This window comes from Microbacterium helvum (assembly GCF_014779795.1).
GTDB classification, from domain to species: domain Bacteria; phylum Actinomycetota; class Actinomycetes; order Actinomycetales; family Microbacteriaceae; genus Microbacterium; species Microbacterium helvum.
In genome coordinates this window covers 118,846-142,746 of record NZ_JACXZS010000010.1, presented here as the reverse complement: position 1 = coordinate 142,746, position 23,901 = coordinate 118,846, and the positions used below count along the sequence as shown (strand labels likewise).

At 70.1% G+C, this 23,901-nt stretch carries 26 protein-coding genes; 14 read left to right on the top strand and 12 right to left on the bottom strand.

Annotated features, from left to right (window positions below; all coding sequences use genetic code 11):
• Nucleotides 1–14 precede the first annotated feature (14 nt).
• Both IF188_RS15220 and IF188_RS15215 read right to left on the bottom strand, forming a co-directional pair.
• Complete coding sequence (locus tag IF188_RS15220) at nucleotides 15–647, bottom strand: ABC transporter ATP-binding protein (protein WP_191172648.1); 633 nt, start codon at nucleotides 645–647, stop codon at nucleotides 15–17.
• The gene (locus IF188_RS15215) at nucleotides 644–1,777 is read right to left on the bottom strand and encodes a peptidoglycan-binding domain-containing protein (RefSeq protein ID WP_318152896.1); all 1,134 of its coding nucleotides are present in this window, start codon (nucleotides 1,775–1,777) and stop codon (nucleotides 644–646) included. The genes IF188_RS15220 and IF188_RS15215 overlap by 4 nt, the downstream gene beginning before the upstream one ends.
• 155 nt (nucleotides 1,778–1,932) lie before the next feature.
• Here IF188_RS15215 and IF188_RS15210 point away from each other — a divergent pair, with 155 nt between their 5' ends.
• The 5 genes from IF188_RS15210 to IF188_RS15190 all read left to right on the top strand — a co-directional run bounded on the left by IF188_RS15210 (nucleotide 1,933) and on the right by IF188_RS15190 (nucleotide 5,746).
• Complete coding sequence (locus tag IF188_RS15210; protein WP_191172646.1) at nucleotides 1,933–2,274, top strand: hypothetical protein; 342 nt, start codon at nucleotides 1,933–1,935, stop codon at nucleotides 2,272–2,274.
• A 7-nt stretch (nucleotides 2,275–2,281) separates the two neighbouring features.
• Entirely contained in the window at nucleotides 2,282–2,857 is a 576-nt protein-coding gene (locus tag IF188_RS15205; RefSeq protein ID WP_191172645.1) for a hypothetical protein, read from the top strand.
• Between the two features lie 184 nt (nucleotides 2,858–3,041).
• The gene (locus IF188_RS15200; protein WP_191172644.1) at nucleotides 3,042–3,272 is read left to right on the top strand and encodes a hypothetical protein; all 231 of its coding nucleotides are present in this window, start codon (nucleotides 3,042–3,044) and stop codon (nucleotides 3,270–3,272) included.
• An 81-nt stretch (nucleotides 3,273–3,353) separates the two neighbouring features.
• A complete protein-coding gene (locus IF188_RS15195; RefSeq protein WP_191172643.1) occupies nucleotides 3,354–5,105 on the top strand; it encodes a sensor histidine kinase in 1,752 nt (583 codons plus the stop codon).
• Nucleotides 5,096–5,746, top strand: a complete 651-nt coding sequence (locus tag IF188_RS15190; protein ID WP_191172642.1) for a response regulator — start codon at nucleotides 5,096–5,098, stop codon at nucleotides 5,744–5,746. Before IF188_RS15195 ends, IF188_RS15190 begins: the two co-directional genes overlap by 10 nt.
• Nucleotides 5,747–5,997: 251 nt before the next feature.
• On the opposite strand, the gene IF188_RS15185 is transcribed toward IF188_RS15190, so the two are convergent.
• From IF188_RS15185 to IF188_RS15155, 7 genes are read right to left on the bottom strand one after another with little or no spacing between them, the layout of a single operon-like run.
• Nucleotides 5,998–7,233 carry an MFS transporter gene (locus IF188_RS15185; RefSeq protein WP_318152895.1) on the bottom strand — a complete coding sequence of 412 codons (1,236 nt, stop codon included), beginning with the start codon at nucleotides 7,231–7,233 and terminating at the stop codon, nucleotides 5,998–6,000.
• A gap of 4 nt (nucleotides 7,234–7,237) precedes the next feature.
• Nucleotides 7,238–8,470 carry a 2-hydroxyacyl-CoA dehydratase family protein gene (locus IF188_RS15180; protein WP_224751928.1) on the bottom strand — a complete coding sequence of 411 codons (1,233 nt, stop codon included), beginning with the start codon at nucleotides 8,468–8,470 and terminating at the stop codon, nucleotides 7,238–7,240.
• An 8-nt stretch (nucleotides 8,471–8,478) separates the two neighbouring features.
• Nucleotides 8,479–9,549, bottom strand: a complete 1,071-nt coding sequence (locus IF188_RS15175) for a 2-hydroxyacyl-CoA dehydratase family protein (protein ID WP_191172640.1) — start codon at nucleotides 9,547–9,549, stop codon at nucleotides 8,479–8,481.
• Nucleotides 9,546–10,784 (bottom strand): CaiB/BaiF CoA transferase family protein, encoded by a 1,239-nt coding sequence (locus IF188_RS15170; protein WP_191172639.1) that lies wholly within the window; start codon nucleotides 10,782–10,784, stop codon nucleotides 9,546–9,548. Before IF188_RS15170 ends, IF188_RS15175 begins: the two co-directional genes overlap by 4 nt.
• A gap of 25 nt (nucleotides 10,785–10,809) precedes the next feature.
• Nucleotides 10,810–11,640, bottom strand: a complete 831-nt coding sequence (locus IF188_RS15165) for an amino acid ABC transporter ATP-binding protein (RefSeq protein WP_191172638.1) — start codon at nucleotides 11,638–11,640, stop codon at nucleotides 10,810–10,812.
• On the bottom strand, nucleotides 11,637–12,536 hold the full coding sequence (locus tag IF188_RS15160; RefSeq protein ID WP_191172637.1) for an amino acid ABC transporter permease: 900 nt from the start codon (nucleotides 12,534–12,536) through the stop codon (nucleotides 11,637–11,639). Before IF188_RS15160 ends, IF188_RS15165 begins: the two co-directional genes overlap by 4 nt.
• 23 nt (nucleotides 12,537–12,559) lie before the next feature.
• Nucleotides 12,560–13,480, bottom strand: coding sequence for a transporter substrate-binding domain-containing protein (locus tag IF188_RS15155; RefSeq protein ID WP_224751927.1), 921 nt, complete (start codon nucleotides 13,478–13,480; stop codon nucleotides 12,560–12,562).
• A 137-nt stretch (nucleotides 13,481–13,617) separates the two neighbouring features.
• Between IF188_RS15155 and IF188_RS15150 the strand changes: the two genes are divergently transcribed.
• A complete protein-coding gene (locus tag IF188_RS15150) occupies nucleotides 13,618–14,721 on the top strand; it encodes a CapA family protein (RefSeq protein ID WP_263575384.1) in 1,104 nt (367 codons plus the stop codon).
• 30 nt (nucleotides 14,722–14,751) lie between these two features.
• Nucleotides 14,752–15,336: a MarR family winged helix-turn-helix transcriptional regulator gene (locus IF188_RS15145; protein WP_191172635.1), complete on the top strand. Its 585-nt coding sequence runs from the start codon at nucleotides 14,752–14,754 to the stop codon at nucleotides 15,334–15,336.
• Nucleotides 15,337–15,528: 192 nt separating this feature from the next.
• On the opposite strand, the gene IF188_RS15140 is transcribed toward IF188_RS15145, so the two are convergent.
• A complete protein-coding gene (locus IF188_RS15140) occupies nucleotides 15,529–15,693 on the bottom strand; it encodes a hypothetical protein (protein WP_191172634.1) in 165 nt (54 codons plus the stop codon).
• Between the two features lie 161 nt (nucleotides 15,694–15,854).
• Between IF188_RS15140 and IF188_RS15135 the strand changes: the two genes are divergently transcribed.
• The 4 genes from IF188_RS15135 to IF188_RS15120 all read left to right on the top strand — a co-directional run bounded on the left by IF188_RS15135 (nucleotide 15,855) and on the right by IF188_RS15120 (nucleotide 19,172).
• On the top strand, nucleotides 15,855–16,439 hold the full coding sequence (locus IF188_RS15135; protein ID WP_191172633.1) for a hypothetical protein: 585 nt from the start codon (nucleotides 15,855–15,857) through the stop codon (nucleotides 16,437–16,439).
• 82 nt (nucleotides 16,440–16,521) lie between these two features.
• Entirely contained in the window at nucleotides 16,522–17,094 is a 573-nt protein-coding gene (locus IF188_RS15130) for a hypothetical protein (protein WP_191172632.1), read from the top strand.
• Nucleotides 17,091–17,612, top strand: a complete 522-nt coding sequence (locus tag IF188_RS15125; protein ID WP_191172631.1) for an RNA polymerase sigma factor — start codon at nucleotides 17,091–17,093, stop codon at nucleotides 17,610–17,612. Before IF188_RS15130 ends, IF188_RS15125 begins: the two co-directional genes overlap by 4 nt.
• A gap of 180 nt (nucleotides 17,613–17,792) precedes the next feature.
• Entirely contained in the window at nucleotides 17,793–19,172 is a 1,380-nt protein-coding gene (locus tag IF188_RS15120) for an HNH endonuclease signature motif containing protein (RefSeq protein WP_318152894.1), read from the top strand.
• A gap of 37 nt (nucleotides 19,173–19,209) precedes the next feature.
• Here the strand turns inward: IF188_RS15120 and IF188_RS15115 are convergent, their stop codons facing one another.
• Nucleotides 19,210–19,788: a GNAT family N-acetyltransferase gene (locus IF188_RS15115; protein WP_191172630.1), complete on the bottom strand. Its 579-nt coding sequence runs from the start codon at nucleotides 19,786–19,788 to the stop codon at nucleotides 19,210–19,212.
• Nucleotides 19,785–20,213, bottom strand: coding sequence for a VOC family protein (locus IF188_RS15110; protein WP_191172629.1), 429 nt, complete (start codon nucleotides 20,211–20,213; stop codon nucleotides 19,785–19,787). The genes IF188_RS15115 and IF188_RS15110 overlap by 4 nt, the downstream gene beginning before the upstream one ends.
• A 192-nt stretch (nucleotides 20,214–20,405) precedes the next feature.
• On the opposite strand from IF188_RS15110, the gene dnaK reads away from it, so the two are divergent.
• Genes dnaK through IF188_RS15095 form a run of 3 tightly spaced genes read left to right on the top strand, consistent with a single transcriptional unit; the run spans nucleotide 20,406 to nucleotide 23,864 of the window.
• Entirely contained in the window at nucleotides 20,406–22,271 is a 1,866-nt protein-coding gene (gene dnaK / locus IF188_RS15105) for a molecular chaperone DnaK (protein WP_191172628.1), read from the top strand.
• Between the two features lie 2 nt (nucleotides 22,272–22,273).
• Nucleotides 22,274–22,858, top strand: a complete 585-nt coding sequence (locus IF188_RS15100) for a nucleotide exchange factor GrpE (protein WP_191172627.1) — start codon at nucleotides 22,274–22,276, stop codon at nucleotides 22,856–22,858.
• Nucleotides 22,859–22,871: 13 nt separating this feature from the next.
• Nucleotides 22,872–23,864, top strand: coding sequence for a DnaJ C-terminal domain-containing protein (locus tag IF188_RS15095; RefSeq protein ID WP_191172626.1), 993 nt, complete (start codon nucleotides 22,872–22,874; stop codon nucleotides 23,862–23,864).
• The last annotated feature ends 37 nt before the right edge of the window (nucleotides 23,865–23,901 follow it).

Here is a 23,901-nt window from a genome sequence, read left to right as displayed (position 1 = left end):
CAGCTCTCCCGCTCTCATAGCTGCAGCACTTCGTCGGCCCAGTCGATGACGAAGGGGTCGTGGGTGGCGATCACCACGCCGGCGCGGTCGGCGCCGGCGCGCAGCATCCGCAGCACTTCGCGGGAGTTGTCCTGGTCGAGGTTTCCGGTCGGCTCATCGGCGAGGATCACCCGCGGGTCATTGATCAGCGCGCGACACACCGCGACCCGCTGAGCCTGCCCGCCCGAGATCTGCCCCGGGCGCCCGTCGATGCGGTGGGCGACACCGAGTTCGGCGAGCAGCTCTCGAGCGCGCGGCTCGGCGTCGGCGCGGCCGCGCCCCGCGTAGAGTGCCGGCTCGACCACCGCGTCCAGCAACGACCGGGTGGGGTCGAGTGCGGCGTCCTGGAACACGAACCCGATTGTGCGGGCGCGCAGTGCCGACAGCTCGGTGTCGGTGTGATCTGTCGTGTCGACCCCATCAACCAACACGCGACCCCGGGTCGGCCGCAGCATCAGGCCCATGATGTACAGCAGCGTGCTCTTGCCCCGCCCCGATGCGCCGGTGACGGCGGTGACCTTGCCGGGAGTGAACGCGTGGTCGAGGTCGCGGAACAGTTCATCCCCGTCAGAGCTGTACTGGAACGCTAGGGCTTCGACGGCGATCACGGCTCGCTGCTCGAGGTCGGTGCATGCTGCTCGGCCTGTTGGTCGGCGGTGGCGCCATCGGGGAGCACGACGACATCGCCGACGTTCAGACCGTCGACGATCGCGATGCCGCCTTGCGAGAGCAGCACGGTGACGGCGACGTCGCCGCCAGACTCGAGCACCACGTAGGCGTGCCCGTCGGCGGCGGTGCGAATCGCGGATGCCGCAACCCCGGGGCCTGTCTGCTCCGGCGTCACGACCGCCTCGGCGCGGAGGATGAGTCGCTCGCCCATGGGAAGGCTCGCGCAGGCGTCCGCGCACACTGCGCCGCCGTCGGGACCCCGCAGCACGAGGGTGAGGTTGTCGCCCTCGTCGACGGTGGTGTCGATCACCCGTGCCGGCCACGAGTTGGCGCCGGAGTGCACGACGAAGTCGCTCTCGGTGGGGATCAGTCGTGCACGGTCAGGTGACAGCGTAATGCTGAAGGTTCGTTCGCCGACGGGGCCGATGAGTGCATCTTCGCCGCCGGCGAGCAGCGCGCCGGGTCGGATGTCGTCGCCGAGGCGCAACGCGATGGGGAGCGCGGAGACGCCGACAGCTTCGCCAAGATGGACCTCTCCGGTGACCGGCGCCCCTGCTACACGCTGCCAGGCCTTGACGGCCGCCGCGGTGCTGGCTCCGAACACGCCGTCTGCGGCTGCCGTGAAATAACCGAGACGCGTGAGGGCGCGCTGCAACTCGGCGACGTCGCTGCCGCGTGTCGATGCGGCAAAGTCGCGGTAGAACGGCGTCGCCGCCTGCAGGGCAATGACGGGTATGCCGTTTACGGCATATAGTGAGGCGCCTTCTTCGATGGTCGCCGCGGTGGATGTCACCGTGACGACGCCGGCGAGCAGGTTCACCGCGATCGGTGCCGTGGGCTGGGCTACGGTCACCCCGGTGCTGACCGTCCTTCCCAAGGTCACCTGGGTGACGGTCGTCGTCTGCGGATCATCCACGGCTGCAACGGACTCGGGGCGAGCGAGCGCTGTGCTGGTCGCCCACCAGGTGACGACCGCCGTCACCGCGATCGCGGTGCACCACCGGACGATCGCGGGCCACCGACGCCTACGCCGGCCCGTGGGCGACCGCGCACCATTGTCTGTCGTCACGTCATCCGAACTCACGGGGACACTATGCACGACGTGGGCCCGTCCGGCGCAATAGATCACGAAACGACAACGCTTCTTCACGCGGTGTCTCAGATTCAGTGGTCCCGGACATACCAACGTGAGGGCGCAGAGTCGCGACCCTCGGAAAGGGCTCCATGAACAAGTCATCCAAGATCACCGCCGCTGCCGCTCTCGCTCTCGTGCCGGCGGTCGCGGGGGTTGCTGCGCCCGCGTCCGCAGCGTCAGGCAGCCTGACCTGTGCCACCGGGCAGCAGGTGGTGCTGACCTCGTCACTCAGCGGCACCAGCGGTGCCACCTCGTCCACGCAGACCACCCACGTGCATGCGACCGCTGGTGGCAACTTCACAACACCGTTCACCGGATTCGGAGACAAGGTCAGTCGTTCGGCAGGCTACCGATCATCCTCATGGAGCGCGACTGCCGCATACGCCTTCAAGCCCGCGCCGTATGCCGTCTGCGGCGCCGGCGGCGTGTGAAGCGAGAATGTCGCGTCGCATCGGATCACTGGTCGTCGTCGGCGGGATCCTGATTGCAGGGCTTTGCCTCTCGGGCTGCGCGGACGCCGCGGCACCTGGGGTCGCCGCGCCCACGCTTGCGGAGCCGACGATACCTTCGTACGCGTTGAACCCGAGTCAATCGCAGCTGATCAACGAGGCAAGAGCAGCCTGCATGACAGATCGGGGTTGGCAAGTGCGAATCGTGCCAGGTGCCGGATACACGAACGTCAATCCACTATCAGATGCCGAGACGAAGTCCTTTCAAGTCGACTCTGACGCGTGTGCGGCGGAGAACGGTGCCGCGTCGGAGAGTCTCGACGTCACCGACGAAGTTCTGGTCGAGGCTTGGGAACGCGAGAACGAGGCGTGGCAATGCCTATTCGATGCCGGGTTCGAGGTCGCTGAGGTCCCCTCGCAGAAGGTGTACGTCGAGAACTTCCGTGCTGGCGATCAGTATTCGACGTGGCACTCGCTGATCACCGAGGTGACCCAGTCGGCCGCCGACCTGGATCGGCTCGGGCGGCTGTGCCCGGATCCGATGCAGTGGTTCGGCGAAGGCTGAGATCCAGCGGCCCTGCACATCACCAGCCAGCGCACCGGTGTGCAGGGCCGCGTCGTGCAACGCGGGACGGCAGTTGTGCTGCTCGCTGTCATCGCCGCAGAGGCGGCAGGCTGTGCGGCTGGTCCGATGTCGACCGAACGACCGACCTTCCGCCGGTTCGCGCCACACGAGAAAGGAACGCCTCGTGACGTCCCGCAAGCAACGCCCGCTGGTCGCACTGATCGGAGGAGTGCTGTTCTGGCTGGCGGCCAGCGCCACGCTCCTGTTCGCCGCCGCCGCCGTCTGGCTGCTGATCAACGGGCAGCAGCCGGCCTGGATCATCTTCGCGGTGACCGTGCCCCTCTGCGCTCTCGCGGTCTGGCTCATCAGGATCAGCCGGGTTCCGTTCGGGGACGCTCTGAACGTCGGGTTCTGACCGGCGGGGCCGTCCCGAGCACGCCGACTCACCGCTGCGATGAGGGCATGATGAAGGCAGGACCGGTGAAGTGAGGCCCGTATGACGACGGCAGTGCCCGTGCGCTCAGAGATGGCGCGGTCGCTGCAGCGCGCCCTCTGGATGCTGGCGACGATGGGCGTGGCGCTGACGGTCCTGCTCGTCGCACTGCTTCCCATCGACGAACCGGGCAGCCTGCCGCTGATCGTGCTCCCCGTCATCTTCGTGATCTATCTGGTCGCCGGCGGCCTGGCGTGGCGCCGCCGGCCGCGCAGCGACATCGGGTTCCTGATCGTCATCGCAGGCATGGCCGTCTACGCGGGCAGCCTCTTCAGCACCGAGGTGCCCGCACTGGTGGCGATCGGCTCGGTGTGCGCGACGCTGATGGTCGCCGCGATCGTGCATCTGCTGCTGGCGTTCCCGACGGGACGGCTGCCGGATCGACTCTCGGTGTTCCTCGTCGTCGCGACCTATGCGGTGTGCCTCGTGATGCAGGCGCCGCTGTACCTGTTCGATGCGGACGGCCCGTTTCCGCCGTTCGCGCTGGCCGACCTGCCGCGCGCCGCCGAGTTCTTCAGCCTGCTGCAGACGATCGTCGCCTCGGCGCTGATGGTGTGGGTCGCGTGGGTGCTGTGGGGAAGGCTTCGCCGAGCGGATGCCGCCCACCGGCGCGTCCTCGTGCCCCTCTTCTCGTACGGCATCTTCACGGTGCTGTTCATGCCGCTCATCGCGATCGTGCTGGACCGGGTGCTCCACCTCGACCCCACCCTGCGCGGGTTCCTGCAGTTCGGCGTGATCGCCGGCATCCCGATCGCGTTCGCCCTCGGCACGATCCGCGGCGGCTTCGCCCGCACCGGCGAGCTGGAGGAGCTCGGCGCGTGGCTCGGGGGTCGCGGCGAGTCGGGCGAGCCGCTCGGGGCGGCGTTGCAGCGGGCGCTGGGCGATCCGTCGTTGCGGCTGTACTTCCGTGCGGCTGACCGTGCCGGGTTCGTCGATGTCGAGGGGCATCCGGCGGACGACGTGCGGCGCTCAGATCCGCGCCGAGGGTGGCAGCCGATCATGCTCGACGGTCGCGAGATCGGCGCGATCGAGTACGACGCGGAGCTCTTCTCGGGTCCGGGCCGCGTCCGCGCCGCGGGCAGTGTCGTGGCCATCGAGGTCGAGCGCGAGCGCCTCACCGCCGAGCTGCGCGCCAGTCAGCGCGAACTGAGGCAGTCCCGCGAGCGTCTGGTCGAGGCGAGCGACCGCGAGCGCCGACGGGTCGCGCGCGACCTGCACGACGGCCTGCAGGTGCAGCTCGTGCTGCTGGCGCTGGAGGCGCAGCAGATCGCCGCCGCCGCCCCCGAGACGGTGCCCGACCGCGCGACCCGTCTGCGTGTCGAGATCGATGCGGCCGCCGCCGACCTGCGCGCGCTGGTGAGCGCGCTGGTGCCGGCGGCCCTGATCGAAAGAGGTCTCGAGGCGGCGGCCGAGGACCTCGCCGACCGCATGCCCATTCCCACGCACTTCGAGGCGGACCTGCCCGGCGCGGAGCTGGGCGACCTGGTCGAGGCCACCACGTACTTCGTGCTCACCGAGGCGCTCGCCAACGTCGTCAAGCACGCGAAGGCGTCCGTCGCCCGCGTGCGACTCGCCCGCCGCGACGGACTGCTGCGGCTCGACGTCGAGGACGACGGCGTCGGCGGCGCGTCGATGGATGCCGGAACCGGCCTGCGCGGGCTCGCCGACCGTGTCGAGGCCATCGGCGGCACCATCAGCGTGACGAGCCGGCGGGGTCATGGCACGCACGTGCGGGCGGAGGTGCCGTGCGCGTAGTCATCGCCGAGGACGAGGCGCTCATCCGCCGCGGCATCGAACTGGTGCTGCGCGACGGCGGTCACGACGTGGTCGCGGCCGTCGGCGACGCCGAGGAGCTGATGGATGCCGTCGCCCGCACCCGTCCGGACCTCGTGGTCACCGACATCAGGATGCCGCCGACGCGCACCGTCGAGGGTCTGGAGGCCGCCCTGCGGATCCGTCGGGACCACGCGGGGACGGCGGTCGTCGTGCTGTCGCAGCACGTGCAGCGCCGCTACGCGCGGGAGCTGCTGGCCGGCGGGGCCGGCCGCGTCGGGTATCTGCTCAAGCAGCGGATCGCCGACATCGACACGTTCCTGGAGGACCTGGAGCGGGTCGAGGGCGGCGGCACCGCGCTCGACCCCGATGTCGTCGCCGTGATGGTCGGTCGGGCCCGTCATTCCGAGGCAGCGGTCAGCGAGCTGACCGCGCGACAGCAGGAGGTGCTCGCACTCGTCGCCGAGGGGCGCAGCAACGCCGCGATCGCCGCGAAGCTCTTCCTCACCGAGAAGGCCGTCGTGCAGCACGTCTCGCGCATCTACGACGCGCTCGGCATGCCGCCCGACGCCGACAGCCACCGGCGCGTGCAAGCCGTGGTGCGCTACCTCAACCGCGACTGACCTCTTGGGGACTTAAGTCGCCAATCCCGGCCGATCCCGTGCCCTCGCGGCGCCGCTTCACTAGCGTGCGAGTGGGGACAGCCCATCTGGGGCGGCTGTCGGCGAGGCCGTTCGCGACGAGGCCCGTCACGTGGACCTGGGGTACACGCCATCGACGGCGGCGGCTCGCTCGGAGCCGCCGCCGTCGTGTTCCCACACGACGTGGCCCGCCTCGACCGGCCGCGCGACGACCGGCGACTGGCCGATCGGGGTCACGAGTCGGCGGCGACAGCGGGATCGTCGACGGCGGGGTCGCGACGCAGCCGCCACCGCACGAACGCGGCGGCGGCCAGCGCCGTCGCACCGCCGACCGCGAGCGCGACGCGACCCGACGAGAGGTCGATGATCCAGCCGAGCAGAAGTGCGCCGAAGGGCACCATGCCGTAGCTGCCGATGTTGACCAGCGACATGAGCCGGCCGATGCGCTCAGGAGGCACCGATGCCTGCGCTGCCGCATTGAGCACTCCGTTGTAGCAGCCGATGCCGAACCCCAGCAGCGGGGCGGCGAGCAGGAACCAGGTGAGGGTCGGGGCCGCCGCGTTGAGCAGGACGGACCCGCCGAACACCGTCAGTGCCATCGCCGGCGATCGCACGGAGACGTGCGGCAGCGCCGCAGCGACCACGCCGCCGATGATGCCGCCGACCGCGTTCAGCGCGTGCGCGGCGCCGACCGCTGCCGCATCCGCGCCGAAGTCGATCGTGACCACGGTGGTGAGCGTCACCAGGAAGTTCATCGCCAGCAGGGCGATGACGACGTTCACGATCAGCAGAGTCACGATCGAGCGGTCTGCCCACAGGCGCGGCGGCGCGACGCCGGGCGTCTTCGTCGCCGGCGTGCGTGCGTAGAGCCGGCCCGGCCGGATCAGCACAAGTGAGAGGAACACCACGATGAACGAGGCGGAGTTGATCACCATGCCGGTGACGGGGCCGTAGACCTGGAACACCACCCCCGCCAGACCTGGCCCGATCGAGCGCGAGACGCCGATGGTGATCGTGCTGAGGGCGACCGCGGTCGTCAGCTCACGGGGTCCCGCGAGCTCGAAGATGATCGCCTGCGCGGTGACCCGCTCGAATGCCTGTGCGCAGCCGAGTACGGCCACGAGCGCATAGATCGCGCGAAGGTCCGGTTCGGTGGCGCTCACGACGAGGGCCAGGATGCCGACGACCGCGGCCGACACGAGCGACGTGCACATCAGGACGGTGCGCGGCGCGAACCGGTCGGCGAGCCTGCCTGCGGGGATGCTCAGCACGATCATCGGCAGGAACTGGGCGATGGTCACACCGCTCAGCGCCCGTGCGCTGCCCGTCGCCTCGAGCACCACCAGCGACAGGGCGAGGGTCTGGAACCACGTGCCCGTCAGCGAGACGGTCTGACCGACGAAGTAGAGGGTGAAGTTGCGCTCGCGGAACGGCCCGACGATGCCGCCGCCCGTGGCGGTGCGCGGCACCGGGTCAGGCTCCGGCGACGCGGGTGCGCAGGAACGTCGCGATGCGGTCGGGGATGCCCGCCTCGCGGCTGGAGCGGGCGTCGGCGTTGTTCGCGCGGATCTCGAGCACGGGGATGCCGGCGGCCTCGAGCGCCTCGCTGATGAAGCCCGCACCGGGGGTGTCGTCGGCAACGAGGTGGACGACGCCGTCGACGCCGTGAGCGAGCGCCTCTTTGACGTACCACTGCGACGACCACGGCGGCATGTAGAGCTGGTCTGTGAATCCGACGAAGCGCGCGGCCAGGGCGCGCACCGGGTCGTCGCCGTACCGCGCGTAGCCGTCCGCGGCGATCGCGAGGTACATCGACCAGACGAACACCGCGCCGAACTCGTCGTGGAACCGGCGATACAGGTCCAGGTCCGACCACAGACCGCGGCCGATCCACATGAGACGCACACGCTCCTGCGGGCAGATGGCGGCGCCGCCATCCACTCGTTCCGCGACCTCGTGATACAGCGCGCGTGCCGCCTCGACAGCCCACGCGGTGCCTCGGTGCCACTGGGGCACCATGACAGCCGGGATGGAATCGCTCACCATGAGCGGGGTGGGCCGCGCAGCGGCGATGAGGTCGCGGGTGCGGCGGTTCCACTCGGCCTGCTCGTTGCCCAGGCGCATGATCTCGGCGAGCCGATCGCGATCGAGCCGGCGCCCGGTGCGGCGTTCGAGCCAGCCGATGAGCTCTTCGATCTCGGCCTGCAGCAGATCGAGGCGAGGCGTGCCGAAGACGCCCTCCCAGTCGTGGGCGACCCGCTCCCACCACCGGTCGGGTGCGGGGTCGCCGCCGGTGCGCGACAGCAGGAAGGCCTCGGTGCCGGGGCGTCGGCCCCATTCCTCGAAGATCTTGGCGGTGACGTCGCCGCTGCGCTCGGCGACCGCGAACGCCGGTGCCGGCAGTCCGCCCCATGGGCGTTCGGAGCCGGGCAGCAGCTGTTCGGCGAGCGGCAGCGCGTCGTACTGCTGGCTGAAGTCGGGCAGGCCCTCACGGGCCAGCAGCGTCAGCGCGGCGGGACCGGCCTGCTTGGCCGAGATGATCGACGCCCACCACTGGCTGACGACATAGGGGATGCCGAGGGCCCGGAAGATCTCGTGCGGGGCGTCCGCGTTGAGGACCGCGATCTGTTCGCCCGCGCGGGCGCCCGCTGTCAGCTCCGCGAACCACTGCTTCTGGAACGCGGTCGCCGCGGTCGCCGAGCGCATGCGGCCGCTCATCGCCCGGCTCCCGCTGCGGCGGCCTCGGCCCTCACCGCGACCGCCGCCGCGCGAACCGCTTCGGTGAGACCCTGCGGCTGCAGGCGCCACGCGGTCACGACGGGGATCCCCCGCGGTTCCAGCGTCCGGCGCAGCGCGGCCGCGTCCCACGTCGGGGCGTCGTCGAGCTCGCGCGCGAGAGAGAGCACCGCGACCGCCCCCGCGGCCTCCGCGGCCGCAGCGCTCGCCTGGGCGCGCTCGGCGGCCAAGGCCCGCGGTGACAGCGGGGGACGCCGGCGCTGCTGCACCAGCATCCCTTCGATCAGGTCATCGACCGCGTCCGCCTCGACGGCGTCGCCCAGCCAGGCGGCGTCGCCCGTGTCGTGGTCGTCGGCCACCACCGTGAGGCCCGACTCCTCCAGAAGCGCGTAGAGCGTGGCGTCGGGGTGGAAGCTGCCGCTGACCAGCACCGGGAGACGGTCGTGCGCCTGCTCGACCGTCGCGGCATCCAGTTCGGCGGTCGCCTGCTCGGGTGCCTCCGTCAGGGAGGCACGGTAGGCGCTGAGCGCCTGGACCCCTGTGCACCGGCCGGCGCGGCGGCGCGCCCGCATGCGCTCCCTCGCCAGACCGACCAGCGATTCGGCTGCTGCGGCCTTCCGCAGCGAGGCCTCGTCGATCCCACGGCCGGTCGCCGCAGCGCAGTAGTCCGCCACGCGTCGGTACTGGTCGCGGGCGAATGCCGCCCGCGGACCGTCGGCGCCGGGCGGCACATCCAGCAGCTGCACCGGGAAGGGAAGCCTTCCTCGGTCGCCGAGCTCGCGCAGGAGGTAGAACAGGCGCAGGTGCGCGGCCGAGTCGTTGCACACGACGAGGCCGGCCAGATCGTCATGGCGACCGCCCAGCAGCTCGGTCAGCAGACCCGCCGCCACGATGTCGACGGCACCGAGCAGCTCCGCCGCCTCGGGTGTCACCGCCGGTCGCCACGACCCGAGCAGGCGGCGCGGGACCGCGCCGGCGGCCAGGACGAGCTGGCGCGGAAGGTCCGCACCGATGACGCCGATCGTCGCGCTGCCGTCGAGTCCGCTCAAAACGCGCCCGCCCCCCGCAACGACGCGATGCGCTGCTCGTCGTAGCCGAGCAGCTCGGACAGCACCGCGTCGGTGTGCTCGCCCAGCTGCGGTGCCGGAGCCGACATGTCCACGAGGCTGCGAGAGAAGACGACCGGCAGACCCGAGCCGTAGAGCCCGTCGAAATGCCCGAACTTCGGGTGCACGAGCGGCACGACCTCGCCGCGTGCGGTGACGTCCGGGTCGCGGACCGCCTCGGCGGTCGAGCGCACGGGCGCTGCCGGCGCACCGTTCGCGTGCAGCGCGGCCAGGGCCTCTGCCAGCATCCGCTCGGCGGCCCAGCCGGCGATCAGCCCGTGCAGCCGGTCGGCGTTGGCGACGCGTGCGTCACGCGTGCCGAAGTCGGCGGAGCCGATGAGGTCGGCGCGGCCGATCGCACGAAGGACCCCCTCGGCGAACTGATCGGTCGGACCGCACAGGGCGAACCACCCGTCCACCGCACGGAACGTGCCGAACGGCGCCAGGCGCGGCACATAGGTGCCGGTGCGCAGCGGGAATCCGACCGACTCGAGCGCGTCGAACGGCTCGCAGGCGACGAGCGAGGTGAGCGCACCGAGCATCGAGACGTCGACGTGCTGGCCTTCGCCGGTGCGCTCGGCGTGCATGACCGCCGAGAGCGTGCCGATCACCGCGAAGAGGGGGGCCACCAGGTCGCCGATCGGCAGGCCGAAGCGGACCGGCGGGTCGCCGGGCTCGCCGGCGGTCATCATGACGCCGCTGAGCGCCTGGATGATCGTGTCCATCGCCTTGCGGTCGCCGTGGTCGCCGGTCGCGCCGAATCCGCTGATGGACGTGTAGACCAGGCGCGGGTTGAGATCGCGCACCGACGCGTAGTCGATGCCGAGCCGCGCGGTCACGCCGGCGCTGTAGTTCTCCACGACGATGTCGGCTTCGCGGACCAGATCCCGCAGCACCTCCCGGCTCTCCGGTCGCTTGAGATCAAGGAGGATGCTCTCCTTGCCGCGACCGCGGAGCATCATCGACACCGACATGTCGTCATCCGAGGTGCGTCGCATGCTCAGCCCGTCCGCGGTGACATAGGGCGAGTTGTTGCGCGACGTGTCGCCGCCGCGCGCCGGGTTCTCCACCTTGATGACCCGCGCCCCGAGCCCCGCCAGCAGCAGGGTCGCGTAGGGACCGGCCAGCGCGGTGGTCAGGTCGATGACGGTCTTGCCCGTCAGGGGTCCGGTGCTCATGCCAGCTCCTCGTCGTGCGGGGTCTTCATTCGGTGTCCTTGCGCGCGCTCGCCGAGCGGGCCAGGAACGCGCGGAGGCGTTCGGAGCTCGGATCGGCGAAGAAGTCGTCGGCGGGCCGGTCTTCGATGACGCGACCCTCGGCCATGAACACGCAGCGGTCGGCGACCTCACGGGCGAAGGCCATCTCGTGGGTGACGACGACCATCGTGTGGCCGACGGCCGCGAGCGCCTTCATCGCCTGCAGCACCTCGCCCACCAGCTCAGGGTCGAGGGCGCTGGTCGGCTCGTCGAACAGCAGGATGCGCGGCTGGACCGCGACCGACCGGGCGATCGCGACGCGCTGCTGCTGCCCGCCGGACAGATGGCGGGGGTAGGCGTCCGCCTTGTCGGACAGCCCGACCTGCTCGAGCAGCTCGAGCGCGCGCGCCCGGGCCTCGGCCGGCGACAGCCCGTGGACCTTCACCGGCGCTTCGGTGATGTTGCGCAGCACGGTCCAGTGCGGAAAGAGGTTGAACTGCTGGAACACCATGCTCATCCGCCGCCGCTGGTGCTGCACGCCGGCATCCGTGCGCGGCCGCAGGTGCCCACGGAACTCCTCGTACCCGAGCAGCTCGCCGTCGAGGAACATCGCCCCGCCGTCGATCGTCTCGAGCTGGTCGATGCACCGCACCAGGGTGGACTTGCCCGACCCCGACGGTCCGAGGATCGCGACGACCTCGCCCTCGTACACGTCGAGGGATGCGCCGTCGAGGGCGAGCTGGTCGCCGAAGGCCTTGCGCACATCCGTGACCCGCAGCACCGGCGTCTCTTCGACGGTGTGCGGCTGGACGATCAGCCCCGAGGACACGCCGGTCATGACGCCACCGCCTTCGTGCGCCGCACGGCGCGCCTGGCGGCGACCCGGCTGCTTCCCCGCCCGAAGTAGGCTTCGACCCTGCGCTGGATCAGGGTGAGCACGGTGACCACGACGAGGTACCAGATGACGGCGACGATGAGCATCGGGACGACCTCGTAGGTGCGGTTGTAGATGACCTGGACGGCGTGGAGCAGGTCGCCCATGGCGATGACGCTCACCAGGGACGTGCCCTTCAGCAGCGCGATCACCTGCGAGCCGGTGGGCGGGATGATGACCCGCATCGCCTGCGGCAGCACGATGCGCGTGAAGGTGTGCCAGCGGCTGAAGCCCATGGCGGCCGCCGCGTCGCGCTGGCCCTGGTCGACTGAGAGGATGCCGGCGCGGATGATCTCGGCCATGTACGCGGCCTCGTGGAGCGACAGGCCGATGATCGCCGCAGTCAGCGGGGTGATCAGGTCGTTGGTCGACCAGCTGAACAGCTCCGGCCCGAACGGGACGCCGATCGTGATGCGCGGCAGCAGGTAGGCCAGGTTGTACCAGAAGATGAGCTGCACGAGCGGCGGGACGGCGCGGAAGACGCCGACGAACGTCATCGACGCCCAGCGCAGCGGTCCGAAGTCGCTGAGCTGCCCCGCGGCCAGGACGGTGCCGAGGAGCGACCCCAGCACCATCCCGACGACGGTGAGCATGATGCTCATGCCCAGCCCCAGCAGCACGCTGCCGTTGAAGAGGTAGGCGGCCACGACGTCCCATTCGAACCGCTCGTTGCCGATCAGGAACCACAGCATGCCGATCGTGATCGCGCCCAGCAGCACGGCGACGACGATGCGCACCGGGCGGACGCGCGTGCGCGCGTCGGCGACGTCCACGGGTGTCTGCTCCACGGTATGTGTCATGGCGGGCGCTTGCAGCAGCATCATCACTTGCTGGTGAGCGGGTTCAGCAGCGGCTCGTCGACGGCGACCTGGGTGAGGTCCCACTCCTTCATCAGGTCCTCGTACTCGCCGTTCTCGAAGATGGCCTCGAAGGCGGCGAACAGCGGTTCGGCCAGCCCGTTGCCCTTGGGGGTCACCAAGGCGAGCTGGTCGATGCCGGCGCCCTGCTCTTCGGACTGCACGAGGAACTCGTACCGGTCGGGCTCGGCCGCCTGCAGATCGAGCGCGGCCGTCTGCGTGGTGCCCGCGTAGTCGGCGCGGTCGGAGTTGACGGCGAGGAAGGTCGAGTTGGTGTCTTCGAGGCCGACGAACTCCGGTGTGCTGAGCCCCTCCGCCGTGCACCAGTCCGCGTAGCGGGCGAGCTGGCTCTCGGTGACGGAGCCCGAGACGCCGGCGACGCGCGAACCGCACAGCGCTTCAGGGTCGGACAGCTCGTCTGCGCGCTCGGCGAGATAGACGTACGAGGTGATCGTGGTCATCCACACGATGGCGTCGAAGTCCGCCTCGCGCTCCGGAGTCGTGCGCAGCGGGCCGTTGAACGCGTCGTAGCGGCCCGAGTTCATGCCGGTGAGGATCGCTTCCATGCCCGAGACCGTCTGGATCTCGAACGGCACGCCGAGCTGCTTCGACAGGAGCGCCTGCAGATCGGGGTCGATGCCCGTGATGCTGCCGTCCTCTTCGAGCGTGCGGTAGGGCGGGTGGGTGTCGCCGGCCATCACGATCTTGCCGGCTTCCTTCACAGAATCGGGCAGCTGATCGTAGAGGGGTGCGTCGGTGTCGACGGCGGTGCCGTCGTCGTCGGGGGCGTCGGTGGCGCCGTTGCCGCCGGCCGGGGCGGCACAGGCGGTCAGCGCGAGCAGTCCAGCACTCACGAGTGCGGTCAAAGCAAGACTGCGACGGATCATGAGAACTCCACATCGTTGTGAACAGGCGATCGGGTGATACAGCGGGACGAAAGTATCATGCCGAATGATATTATCCAACTGTCGTCGACATCCGACGGCGGACGTTTGCGACGAAGGAGACCGTTCAGATGCGGATCATGGCCGTGGGAGACATCGTTCTGCAGCACGACGCACCCGATCCGTACTTCGGGCCGACCACGGAGCTGATCCGCGCCGCCGATGTGGCGATCGGGCAGATCGAGGTGCCTCACACGACCGAGACCGGCGTCACCGCGATCACCGTCCCCTCGCCGCCGTCGAGGCCTGACGACCTCGGCGCGATGGCCCGGGCCGGATTCGACATCGGCACCGTCGCCGGCAACCATGCGTTCGACCTCGGCGAGCGGGGCGTGCTCGACACCCTGGCTCACGCCCACCGGTTCGGCCTGCTCACCTGCGGCACCGGAGCCGATCTCGAGGCGGCCGAGAGGCCGTCGGTCATCGAGCGCGGCGGCCGGCGGGTGGGCGTGCTGAGCTTCAACTGCGTGGGGCCCCGCGAATCGTGGGCGACGAGCCGCAAGGCCGGCTCGGCCTTCGTCAAGGTGCTGACGCACTTCGACCTCGACGACCTCAACCCCGGCAATCCGCCTCAGATCTACACCTTCTGCGATCGCGTCACGCTGACCCGGATGACGGATGCGATCGAGCGTCTGCGGGCAGAGGTCGACATCGTCGTGGTCGCGCTGCACAAGGGCTACGGGCACACGCCCGCCCGCATCGACGCGTACGAGTACGAACTCGCCCACGCCGCCGTCGACGCGGGCGCCGATCTCGTGATCGGACACCACGCGCACATCATGCGCGGCGTGGAGATGTACCGCGGCAGGGCGATCTTCCACGGCATGGGCAACTTCGTGACCATCACGACAGCGCTGACCCCCTCGGCGGACGACGACTCCGAAGAGCTCAAGGCGTGGATGCGCCGGCGCGTCGAGATGTACGGCTTCGCCCCCGACCCGAACATGCCTGCGTATCCGTTCCACCCCGAGAGCCGCAACACCGCGATCGCCGTGCTCGACGTCGACGACGACGGAACGCTGCACCCGGGGTTCGTGCCGTGCTGGATCGACGACGATGCACGACCGGTGCCCGTCGCCCGAGGCGAACGCGACAGCGTGGCGGCGTACATCGAGGACATCACCCGCCGGGCCGGCCTCGAGACGGAGTTCCGCTGGGACGGCGACGTCGTCCGCGTCGCCTGATGCCGGGTGTTGCAAGGTAGTCTCGGCCGCGTGGACGAGATCGAACGCGACCCCCGGGGCGAGCCGGCGACGGAGCGGCTGAACTACACCGCCTACCGGCTCGGGCGTGCCTTCAACCGGGTCGCCGAGAACATCGCGCTCGCCCACGGCGTGACGCTGTCCCAGTTCTTCGTGCTGCAGGTGCTCGGCGAGGGTGTGCCGCTGTCCAACGCGGGCCTTGCCCGGCGCACGTTCGTCAGCGCGCAGGCGGCGCACACGGTGTCGAACGAGCTCATCGAGGTCGGGCTCGTGGAGCGTCACGACCACCCGACGAACCGGCGGGTGCGGCTCGTGCGGCTCACCGAGCAGGGGTGGGACGTGCTCGCCCTCTGCCGCCACGAGCTGCGGGCGCATGAGGTCGCGCTGGTGGACGCGCTCGGTGACGAGCTGGGCGACAGTCTCGTCGGCATCCTCGACCGGACCGCCGGCATCCTCGCGGGCGGCTACTTCGGCGACGATGCCGCCGAGGCCGCCGCCATCCTCAAGCGGACGAACTCGATCCGCCCCCGGCACATCCCGTCGCGCCTGGCGGCGGCCCACCTGCGCGCGGCCCGCGCGGAAGACCCCGCGGACTGAGCACGCGGGTGCGGCGCCCGCACGCCCGCGGTCGGCCGCTGCGCCCGGCATCCATGCTCCGGCACGAGCCGGGGACGGAGCGGATGCCGCCGATCGGCCGCGCTGCGCACGAAGCGGCTGCGCACGACGAGGCTGTGCACGAAGAGGGTGGCGGCCCGACCGGCCCGCCACCCTCCTCCCGCGCGGCCGGCCTCAGCCGGCGGGCTGCCAGTTGTACTCGGGCTCGGGCCCGACCGGAAGCATCACCGGGTTGGCGGCCGAGGCGTTGACGTTCGTCACGTCGTCGCCGACGTAGTTCACATAGAACTCCGTGAGCACCGGGATCGTGAAGGCGACCTCCTGCCAGCGTGCGTTCATCTGCTGGTAGACGTCCCTCCGCCGCAAGAGGGAATCGTGTGTTCATGCGCGCACTGTGCCGCCGGCCGGCGAACCTGCGGTTACGGGCAGGTGGACGGGCCGCGGCGACCGTTCGGCCGCCGCGCTGCGGCGCTAGGCTCGCGGCAGACAGGAGGTGCGCCATGTCGGACGAGCCCGACCAGGTCGAGCCTGAAGGCGCGACGCGCCGTCCGCGCGGGCGGTCGGCGCGTGCGCGTGCGCATCTCGAAGAGCAGGGCGGCACCGCCGAGGCGTACGTCATGTACTTCAAGGAGCGCGTCTACGCGACGTTCACCGGCCTCGCCATCGTGCTCGTCGTCGCCGCGAACGGCCATGCCGACCCCGAGCACGCGCTGTTCGCGCTGGTGCTCGGCGTGCTGGGCATCACCGCGGCCGGCTTCGTGTCGGACGTCATCTCGCACCTCGCCGTGCATCAGACGTTCCCGGTCGGGTCCGATCTGCGCGTCCTCTTGAGCGTCGCGGGCGGTGCGCTCAGTACGGTGATCACCCCCGGCATCCTGATCCTGCTGGCGTGGCTGGACGTGATCCCGCTGGATGCCGCACTCCGCGCCTCGTGGATCATCTACGTCGTCACGCTCGGCGTGATCGGCTGGGCGGCCGTGCGCCGGTCGCGTCTCACGGGACCACAGCGGCTCCTCGTGCTCGGCCTGCTGATCGCCCTCGGATTCGCGGTCGTCGGGCTGCAGACCCTCGCGCACTCGATCTGACCGCCGTCCGCTTCGATCGGGCTCGGCGCAGAATCGGGCCGACCATACATGTCTGGGGTATGCGGACATTGAGGAGGCCGATGTGACCGATTCACGGCTCGAACAGCTGCTGCGCTCCAGCGCGCCCGATGACACTGTGCCGGTCGATCTTGCGTCGTTCGACGCCCGCATCCTCGGCGAAGCCGCCGCTCGTCGCCGTCGGACGCCGTGGTGGATCGCCGGAACGGCGGTCGTCATGGTCACGATCGGCGGCGGATCGATGGCGGTCGCCGGCGACGGCCTCATGACGCCGTGGGGATGGGTCGCCGACAATGCGTTCTCCCTCGCCCAGGGCGACGGGACCACCTGCTTCCAGGGCATGCGGATCGCCCACCCGGGGCTCGCCGACGATGCACCGATCGTGCTCGACGCGAAGGAGATCCTTCGCGGCATCGACGTCGCGGCACTCGACACGACGGAGAAAGAGAAGGAGCTGGCGTACGAGGGGGTGCGGTCAGCACACAATTCCGACCCGCTCACTCAGGAGGGGCTCCGCCAGAGCGCGATCGGCGCCATCGTCGCCGAGATGCTGTTCGAGGAACTCGCCGCGAGGGGCTATGAGGCGAACCCGAGCCCGATCGCCCTCTCGGCCGACACCACGGACTGTCTGCAATGAGCGGAACCGACTCCGGTGCACTCCTGGAGCAGTGCGTCCGCGACCACGGCGCCGACGTGTTCCGCTACTGGCGGCGTCGGACGGCGACGACCGCCGATGCCGCCGACGGGTATGGCGAGACCCTGCTCACCGCGTGGCGGGTGCGGCAGAAGATCCCGGGCGATCCGACCGCGGCCCGGATGTGGCTGTTCACGGTCGGCCGCAACGTGCTGCGGAATGACCGGCGCGTCTCGGCGCGCAGGTCGGCAGCTGTACGGCGACTCCGCGATCATATGTCGACGCTGCCGACCGCGGACGAGCCCGAAGAAGCCGTCGCGGTGCGCGCAGCCATCGACGCGCTGGCGCCCGACCTCGGCGAAGTCATCCGCCTCACGTACTGGGACGGCTTCCGGTCCGACGAAGTCGCTCAGCTCATCGGGACATCGCCCTCCACCGTGCGCAAGCGGCTGGTCGAAGCCCGCGCGCTTCTGCGGGAGTCGCTGGTCGACGAGTTCGATGGCGTGGATGCCGCCCCCTAGCACGCGAGCAGCGCATCGCATGTCCCTCCCACCCCGGGACGAGGCTGGTGGCTCCAGGGCAGAGAGAGGAAATGCTTGTCAGATTCAGAGTTATGTTCTAGAGTGGACCTAGATCGAACTCGTGCCCACGTTTCGTTTGGTCCTTCGTCGCGCTGATGCGCGTTTCGGCAAGGAGACACCGTGGGGCACCAGATCGGCAGCGGCGATGAGTCGTGGAGCGCACTCGCACGCGTGGTCTCCGACGTGCAGGCGACGCGGGTGCAGATCGCACGACTGCAGGCGATGGAGGCTCGTCTGCTCGCTGATGCCGCCGGCATCGTGAGCGACCGCGAAACCGAGCGCCGCGCGAAGGGGCGCAGCTCGGTGCACGACCTGGCGCTGCGTGAAGTGTCGAGCGAACTGGGGGCGGCGATGCGCCTGAGCGACCGCACGGTGCAGGCGCGCATGTCGGCGGCGAGCAGCCTGGTCGACGGGTTCGCCGAGACCCACCGCGCGCTCGCGGAGGGGACGGTCGACCAGGCACATGCGGCGGCGATCGTGGATTGCGGTGTGGGCATCGTGGATCCGGTGGTGCGGGGTGAGTACGAGCGGATCCTGCTGGAGGCCGCCGGATTCGAGACGCCGCCGCGGCTCCGGGCGATCGCCCGAGTGGTGGCCGCGCGCCTGGACCCCGAGATGGCGGCAGAACTGCGGCGCCGCGCCGCGGGCGAGCGGCGGATCCGGGTGATCGACCTCGACGACGGCATGGCGCGGCTGCTTGCCGATCTGCCCGCGGTGCTCGCCCACGCGATCCTCGACCGGCTGACCCAGATGGCCGAGGTCGAGCATGCGGCCGAGGCCGATGCCACACTCGATCGCTCCGCGGCGGACCCGTCCGACGTCGTCGGACCCGGCGACGAGCCCGAACTGTCGACGGGGCCGGCCGGAGAGTCACGGTCGCTCGATGAACTGCGCGCCGACATCTTCGCCGACCTGGTGCTCACCGGTGCGCCGGGCGCGCATGGCGAAGGCGACGCGCTCGCCGCGATCCGAGCCGAGGTGCAGATCACCGTGCCGGTGCTCACCGCGGCCGGGGTGGGTGACGATCCCGCACTGCTCGCCGGCTACGGTCCCGTCGACGCGTCCATGGCCCGCGAACTGGCGGCGGGCGCCACCGGATGGGACCGGGTGATGTATCACCCGCATAGCGGGCTTCCGCTCGCAGTCGACCGCTACCGCCCATCGGCTGAGCTTCGTAGATTTCTCCGAGCACGCGACGAGCGGTGCCGGTTCCCGGGCTGCACGCGCACGCCGACTCGCTGCGATGTCGACCACACCCGCGACCATGCCAAGGGCGGTCGCACATGTGAAGCGAATCTCGCTCATTTCTGCCCGCGGCATCACACCCTCAAACACGCGTCCGCATGGCGCGTCCGTCAATGCGGTGGCGGTGTGCTCGAGTGGATCAGCCCCACGGGCCGCCGCTATGTCGACAAGCCGCCGTCGACCGTGCAGTTCGTGCCCTCGTCCGTCTTCGCGCGTTTGCTCGCGGCCGAGCACACCGGCGACGCTCCGTTCTGACCGCGTCCGTGTGGAACGCACCTCACAACCGTCCGCGTCACGCTTGGCGCGGCAGCATCGCGGCCTGCCACTCCCGTTCCAGCAGCGCGTAGTGCCCGGTGTCGGTCCATTCGCCCTTGAGCCACATGTGCTCGACGAAGTGGCCCTCGTGCCGCATCCCGAGCCTCTCGCAGGTGCGCACCGACGCGGTGTTGCGGGGGTCGAGCTCGGCGTACACGCGATGCAGGCCCAGCTCGTCGAACGCCAGGGTCAGCAGCAGACGCGCGGCCTCGGTCGCGTAACCCTGACCCTGCGCGTGCGGGGCGAGGATCCATCCGATCTCGGCGGTGCGGTCCTCGACGCTCTGCAGCTCGAAGTACATCGTGCCGAGGAACCTGCCATCGGCTGAGCGGATCGCCGGCTGCAGATAGTCGCCCTTGACGGCCAGGTGTGTGGCCGCGGCATCCCGTTCCAGAATCTCGGCCACCTTCTCGCGCGACCTCGCCTCGTAGAGCAGGTACCGGCACACCGCCGGGTCGCCCTGCATCGCGGCCAGGTCGTCGAGGTCGTCGGGGCGCAGCAGATCCAGGGTCACACGCTCGCCGCGCAGCGGGTGGAAGTCCCAGTCGAGGGTCATGTCTCCATACTGGCCGCGACGGGCGCCTGCTCGCGCGGCGGATTGTGCATGAACTCGATGCGGACGCCGTCGACGTCCTCGACGAACGACGCGTAGTAGAGGTCGTTGAAGCGGGGATAGAGCTTCGGCTCGCGCACGACGGTCCAGCCGGCGGCCACCGCGATCGCGTGCAGCCGGTCGACGTCGGCGCGCGAGTCCACCGCGAACGCGAGGTGCTGCCAGCCCACCGTCCCGTGCCGATGCGGGCCGGTGCCGGGTTCGCGGGCGGGGAAGAGGATGAGCTCGACCTCGCCCTCGGCCCACCAGGAGACGCTCGCATCGGCGTCGGATCGGGTGAAGCCGAGCGCCTGCATGATCGGGTCGTATCGCGCGATGCCGTGCTCCAGGTCATCGACGGTGATGCCCAGGTGGTCGAAGACTGCCATCGCGTCAGCCTGCCACAGGCGAACTTGAGCCGGCGCGTATCAAGTTTGACTTGACGGATGCCGCACCCCGGGCTTATCGTTGAGTCATCGCGACTCAACCCTTGACGAGCTCAGGGGTCGGGTCGTGAGCAGACTTCCGATCAAACCCCGGGCGGCGGCATCCATCGTCGTCCAACAGAAGGAGAGAACAACATGGCACGTGCTGTGGGAATCGACCTGGGTACGACCAACTCGGTCGTGAGCGTCCTCGAGGGCGGCGAGCCCAAGGTCATCGCCAACGCCGAGGGCTTCCGCACGACCCCGTCGGTCGTCGCGTTCACCAAGGACGGCGAGGTGCTCGTCGGCGAGACTGCCAAGCGCCAGGCCGTCACGAACGTCGACCGCACCGTCTCGTCGGTCAAGCGCCACATGGGCACCGACTGGAGCTTCGACGTCGACGGCAAGAAGTGGACGCCGCAGGAGATCTCGGCCCGCATCCTGCAGAAGCTGAAGCGCGACGCGGAGGAGTACCTCGGCGACACCGTCACCGACGCCGTCATCACGGTCCCCGCGTACTTCAACGACGCCGAGCGTCAGGCCACCAAAGAGGCCGGCGAGATCGCGGGCCTGAACGTCCTGCGCATCATCAACGAGCCCACCGCCGCTGCGCTGGCCTATGGCCTGGACCGCGGCAAGGAGGACGAGCTGATCCTCGTCTTCGACCTCGGTGGCGGAACCTTCGACGTCTCGCTGCTCGAAGTGGGCAAGGACGACGACTTCTCGACCATCCAGGTGCGCGCCACCGCCGGCGACAACCGCCTCGGCGGCGACGACTGGGACCAGCGCCTGGTCGACTACCTGATCAAGCAGTTCAAGGACACCACGGGCGTCGACGTCTCGGGCGACAAGATCGCGCTGCAGCGCCTCAAGGAGGCCGCCGAGCAGGCGAAGAAGGAGCTGTCGTCGTCGACCTCGACGAGCGTGAACCTCCCGTACCTGTCGCTCACCGACTCGGGCCCCGTGTCGCTGTCCGAGACGATCACGCGCGCGAAGTTCGAGGACCTCACCAAGGACCTGCTCGACCGCACCAAGAAGCCCTTCGAGGACGTCATCCGCGAGGCCGGCATCAAGGTCGGCGACATCGACCACGTCGTCCTCGTCGGCGGCTCGACCCGCATGCCCGCCGTCGCCGAGCTCGTCAAGCGCGAGACCGGCAAGGACGCCAACAAGGGCGTCAACCCGGACGAGGTCGTCGCCGTCGGCGCCGCCCTGCAGGCCGGTGTGCTGAAGGGCGAGCGCAAGGACGTCCTCCTCATCGACGTGACCCCCCTGAGCCTCGGCATCGAGACCAAGGGCGGCATCATGACGAAGCTCATCGAGCGCAACACCGCCATCCCGACCAAGCGCAGCGAGACCTTCACGACCGCCGACGACAACCAGCCGTCGGTCGCGATCCAGGTCTTCCAGGGCGAGCGTGAGTTCACGCGCGACAACAAGCCGCTCGGCACCTTCGAGCTGACCGGCATCGCGCCGGCTCCGCGCGGCATCCCGCAGATCGAGGTCACCTTCGACATCGACGCGAACGGCATCGTGCACGTGTCCGCCAAGGACAAGGGCACGGGCAAGGAGCAGTCGATGACCATCACGGGCGGCTCGTCGCTCGCGAAGGACGACATCGAGCGCATGGTGCGCGAAGCCGAGGAGCACGCCGCCGACGACAAGAAGCGCCGCGAGGCCGCCGAGGTGCGCAACCAGGCCGAGACGCTCGCGTACTCGATCGAGAAGCTCATCAAAGAGAACGACGACAAGCTGCCCGAGGACGTCAAGTCCGAGGTGCAGGGCGATGTCGACGCGCTCAAGACGGCGCTCGCCGGCGACGACGACGAGGCCGTGAAGACCGCCTTCGACAAGCTCAGCCAGAGCCAGGGCAAGCTCGGCGAGGCCATCTACGCCTCGAACCAGGCTTCGCAGGCTGCTCCGGATGCCGGTGCCGAGGGGTCGTCCGACGGTCAGGGTTCGTCGAACCCCGACGAGGACGTCGTCGACGCCGAGGTCATCGACGAGGACGAGACGAAGTAACCATGGCCAAGGACTTCGAGAACGAGGTCCCCGGCGGCGAGGACCCGGAGGCGAACGCCTCCGGGTCCGACCCGCAGGAGGGGGCCGGAGCCGATGAGCTCACCGTCGACGACATCCTCGGCGCCGAGCAGAACGCCGACGCCGCAGCCGAGGACGCCGTGCTCGCCGACCTCGAGTCGGCGCTGCTGACCGACCTCAAGCGGCTGCAGGCCGAGTACGCCAACTACCGCCGCCGCACCGAGGAGCAGCGCGAGGTCGAGATCGAGCGCGCCCAGGGCGCGGTCGCCAAGGGCCTGCTGCCGGTCCTCGACGACCTCGACCGCGCCGAGAAGCACGGCGACCTCGAGGCGGGCTCCGCGTTCGCCGCCATCGCCGAGAAGCTGCGCGGCGTGGCCGAGCGCATCGGGCTGACCACGTACGGCGCGGCCGGCGAGGCGTTCGACCCGCAGCAGCACGAGGCGATCTTCCAGGTGCCGACCCCGGGTGCGACCGAGCAGACGATCATCGAGGTCGTCGAGATCGGCTACCGCCTGGGATCGGTGGAGCTGCGTCCGGCGAAGGTCGTCGTCGCCGTTCCCGCCGAGTAAGCCAGGAGGACCCATGGCCAGTCAGGACTGGTTCGACAAGGACTTCTACTCGGTGCTGGGCGTGTCGAAGGACGTCAGCGACGCGGACCTCAAGAAGACGTACCGCAAGCTCGCGCGCAAGTATCACCCGGACTCCAATCAGGGCGATGCCGCCGCCGAGGCCAAGTTCAAAGAGATCAGCGAGGCGTACTCGGTGCTCTCGGACGCCGAGCAGCGTCAGGAGTACGACCAGATCCGCGCCATGGGCTCGGGCGCGCGCTTCACGGCTGGCGGCCAGGGCGGTCAGGGCGGCTTCGAGGACGTCTTCTCGATGTTCAACCAGGGCCGCGGCGGCCGCCAGCAGGCACAGGACTTCGACGACATCTTCGCGATGTTCAACCAGCAGCAAGGCGGCAGCTTCGGCTCGGGACGGTTCGGTCAGTCGACCGGCGGGTTCCGCGGCTACGGCGGCCCCACCCGGGGTGCCGACGTCACGGCGCGCACGACGATCGACTTCGTCACCGCGACCAAGGGCGAGACGATCACGCTGCAGGGCGAGGACGGCAAGCCGTTCAAGGTGAAGATCCCCGCCGGCGTCGCCGACGGGCAGAAGATCCGGCTGCGCGGCCGCGGGCGTCCCTCGCCCGACGGCGGCGAGTCCGGCGACATCGTCGTGCAGATCACGGTGCGTCCGCACCCCGTCTTCACGCGCGACGGGCTGAACCTGCGCGTCACGGTGCCGGTCACCTTCACCGAGGCCGCGCTCGGCGCCACCATCGAGGTGCCGACGCTCGGCGGCGATCCCGTCAAGCTGCGGGTCGCGCCGGGTACCCCGTCGGGGCGCGTGCTGCGCGTCAAGGGCCGCGGTGTCGAGACGGCGAAGGGCACCGGCGACCTCCTCGCCGAGGTGCAGGTGGCCGTGCCGTCTCACCTCGACGAGGCGGCGCGCGAAGCGCTCGAGCGGTTCCAGAGCCTGGAGCCGAAAGAGAACCCGCGCGCCGAGATGATGGCGAAGGCCCGGGGCTGACATGCTTGCTCAGAACAGGAGATCTGGCGAGAACAGG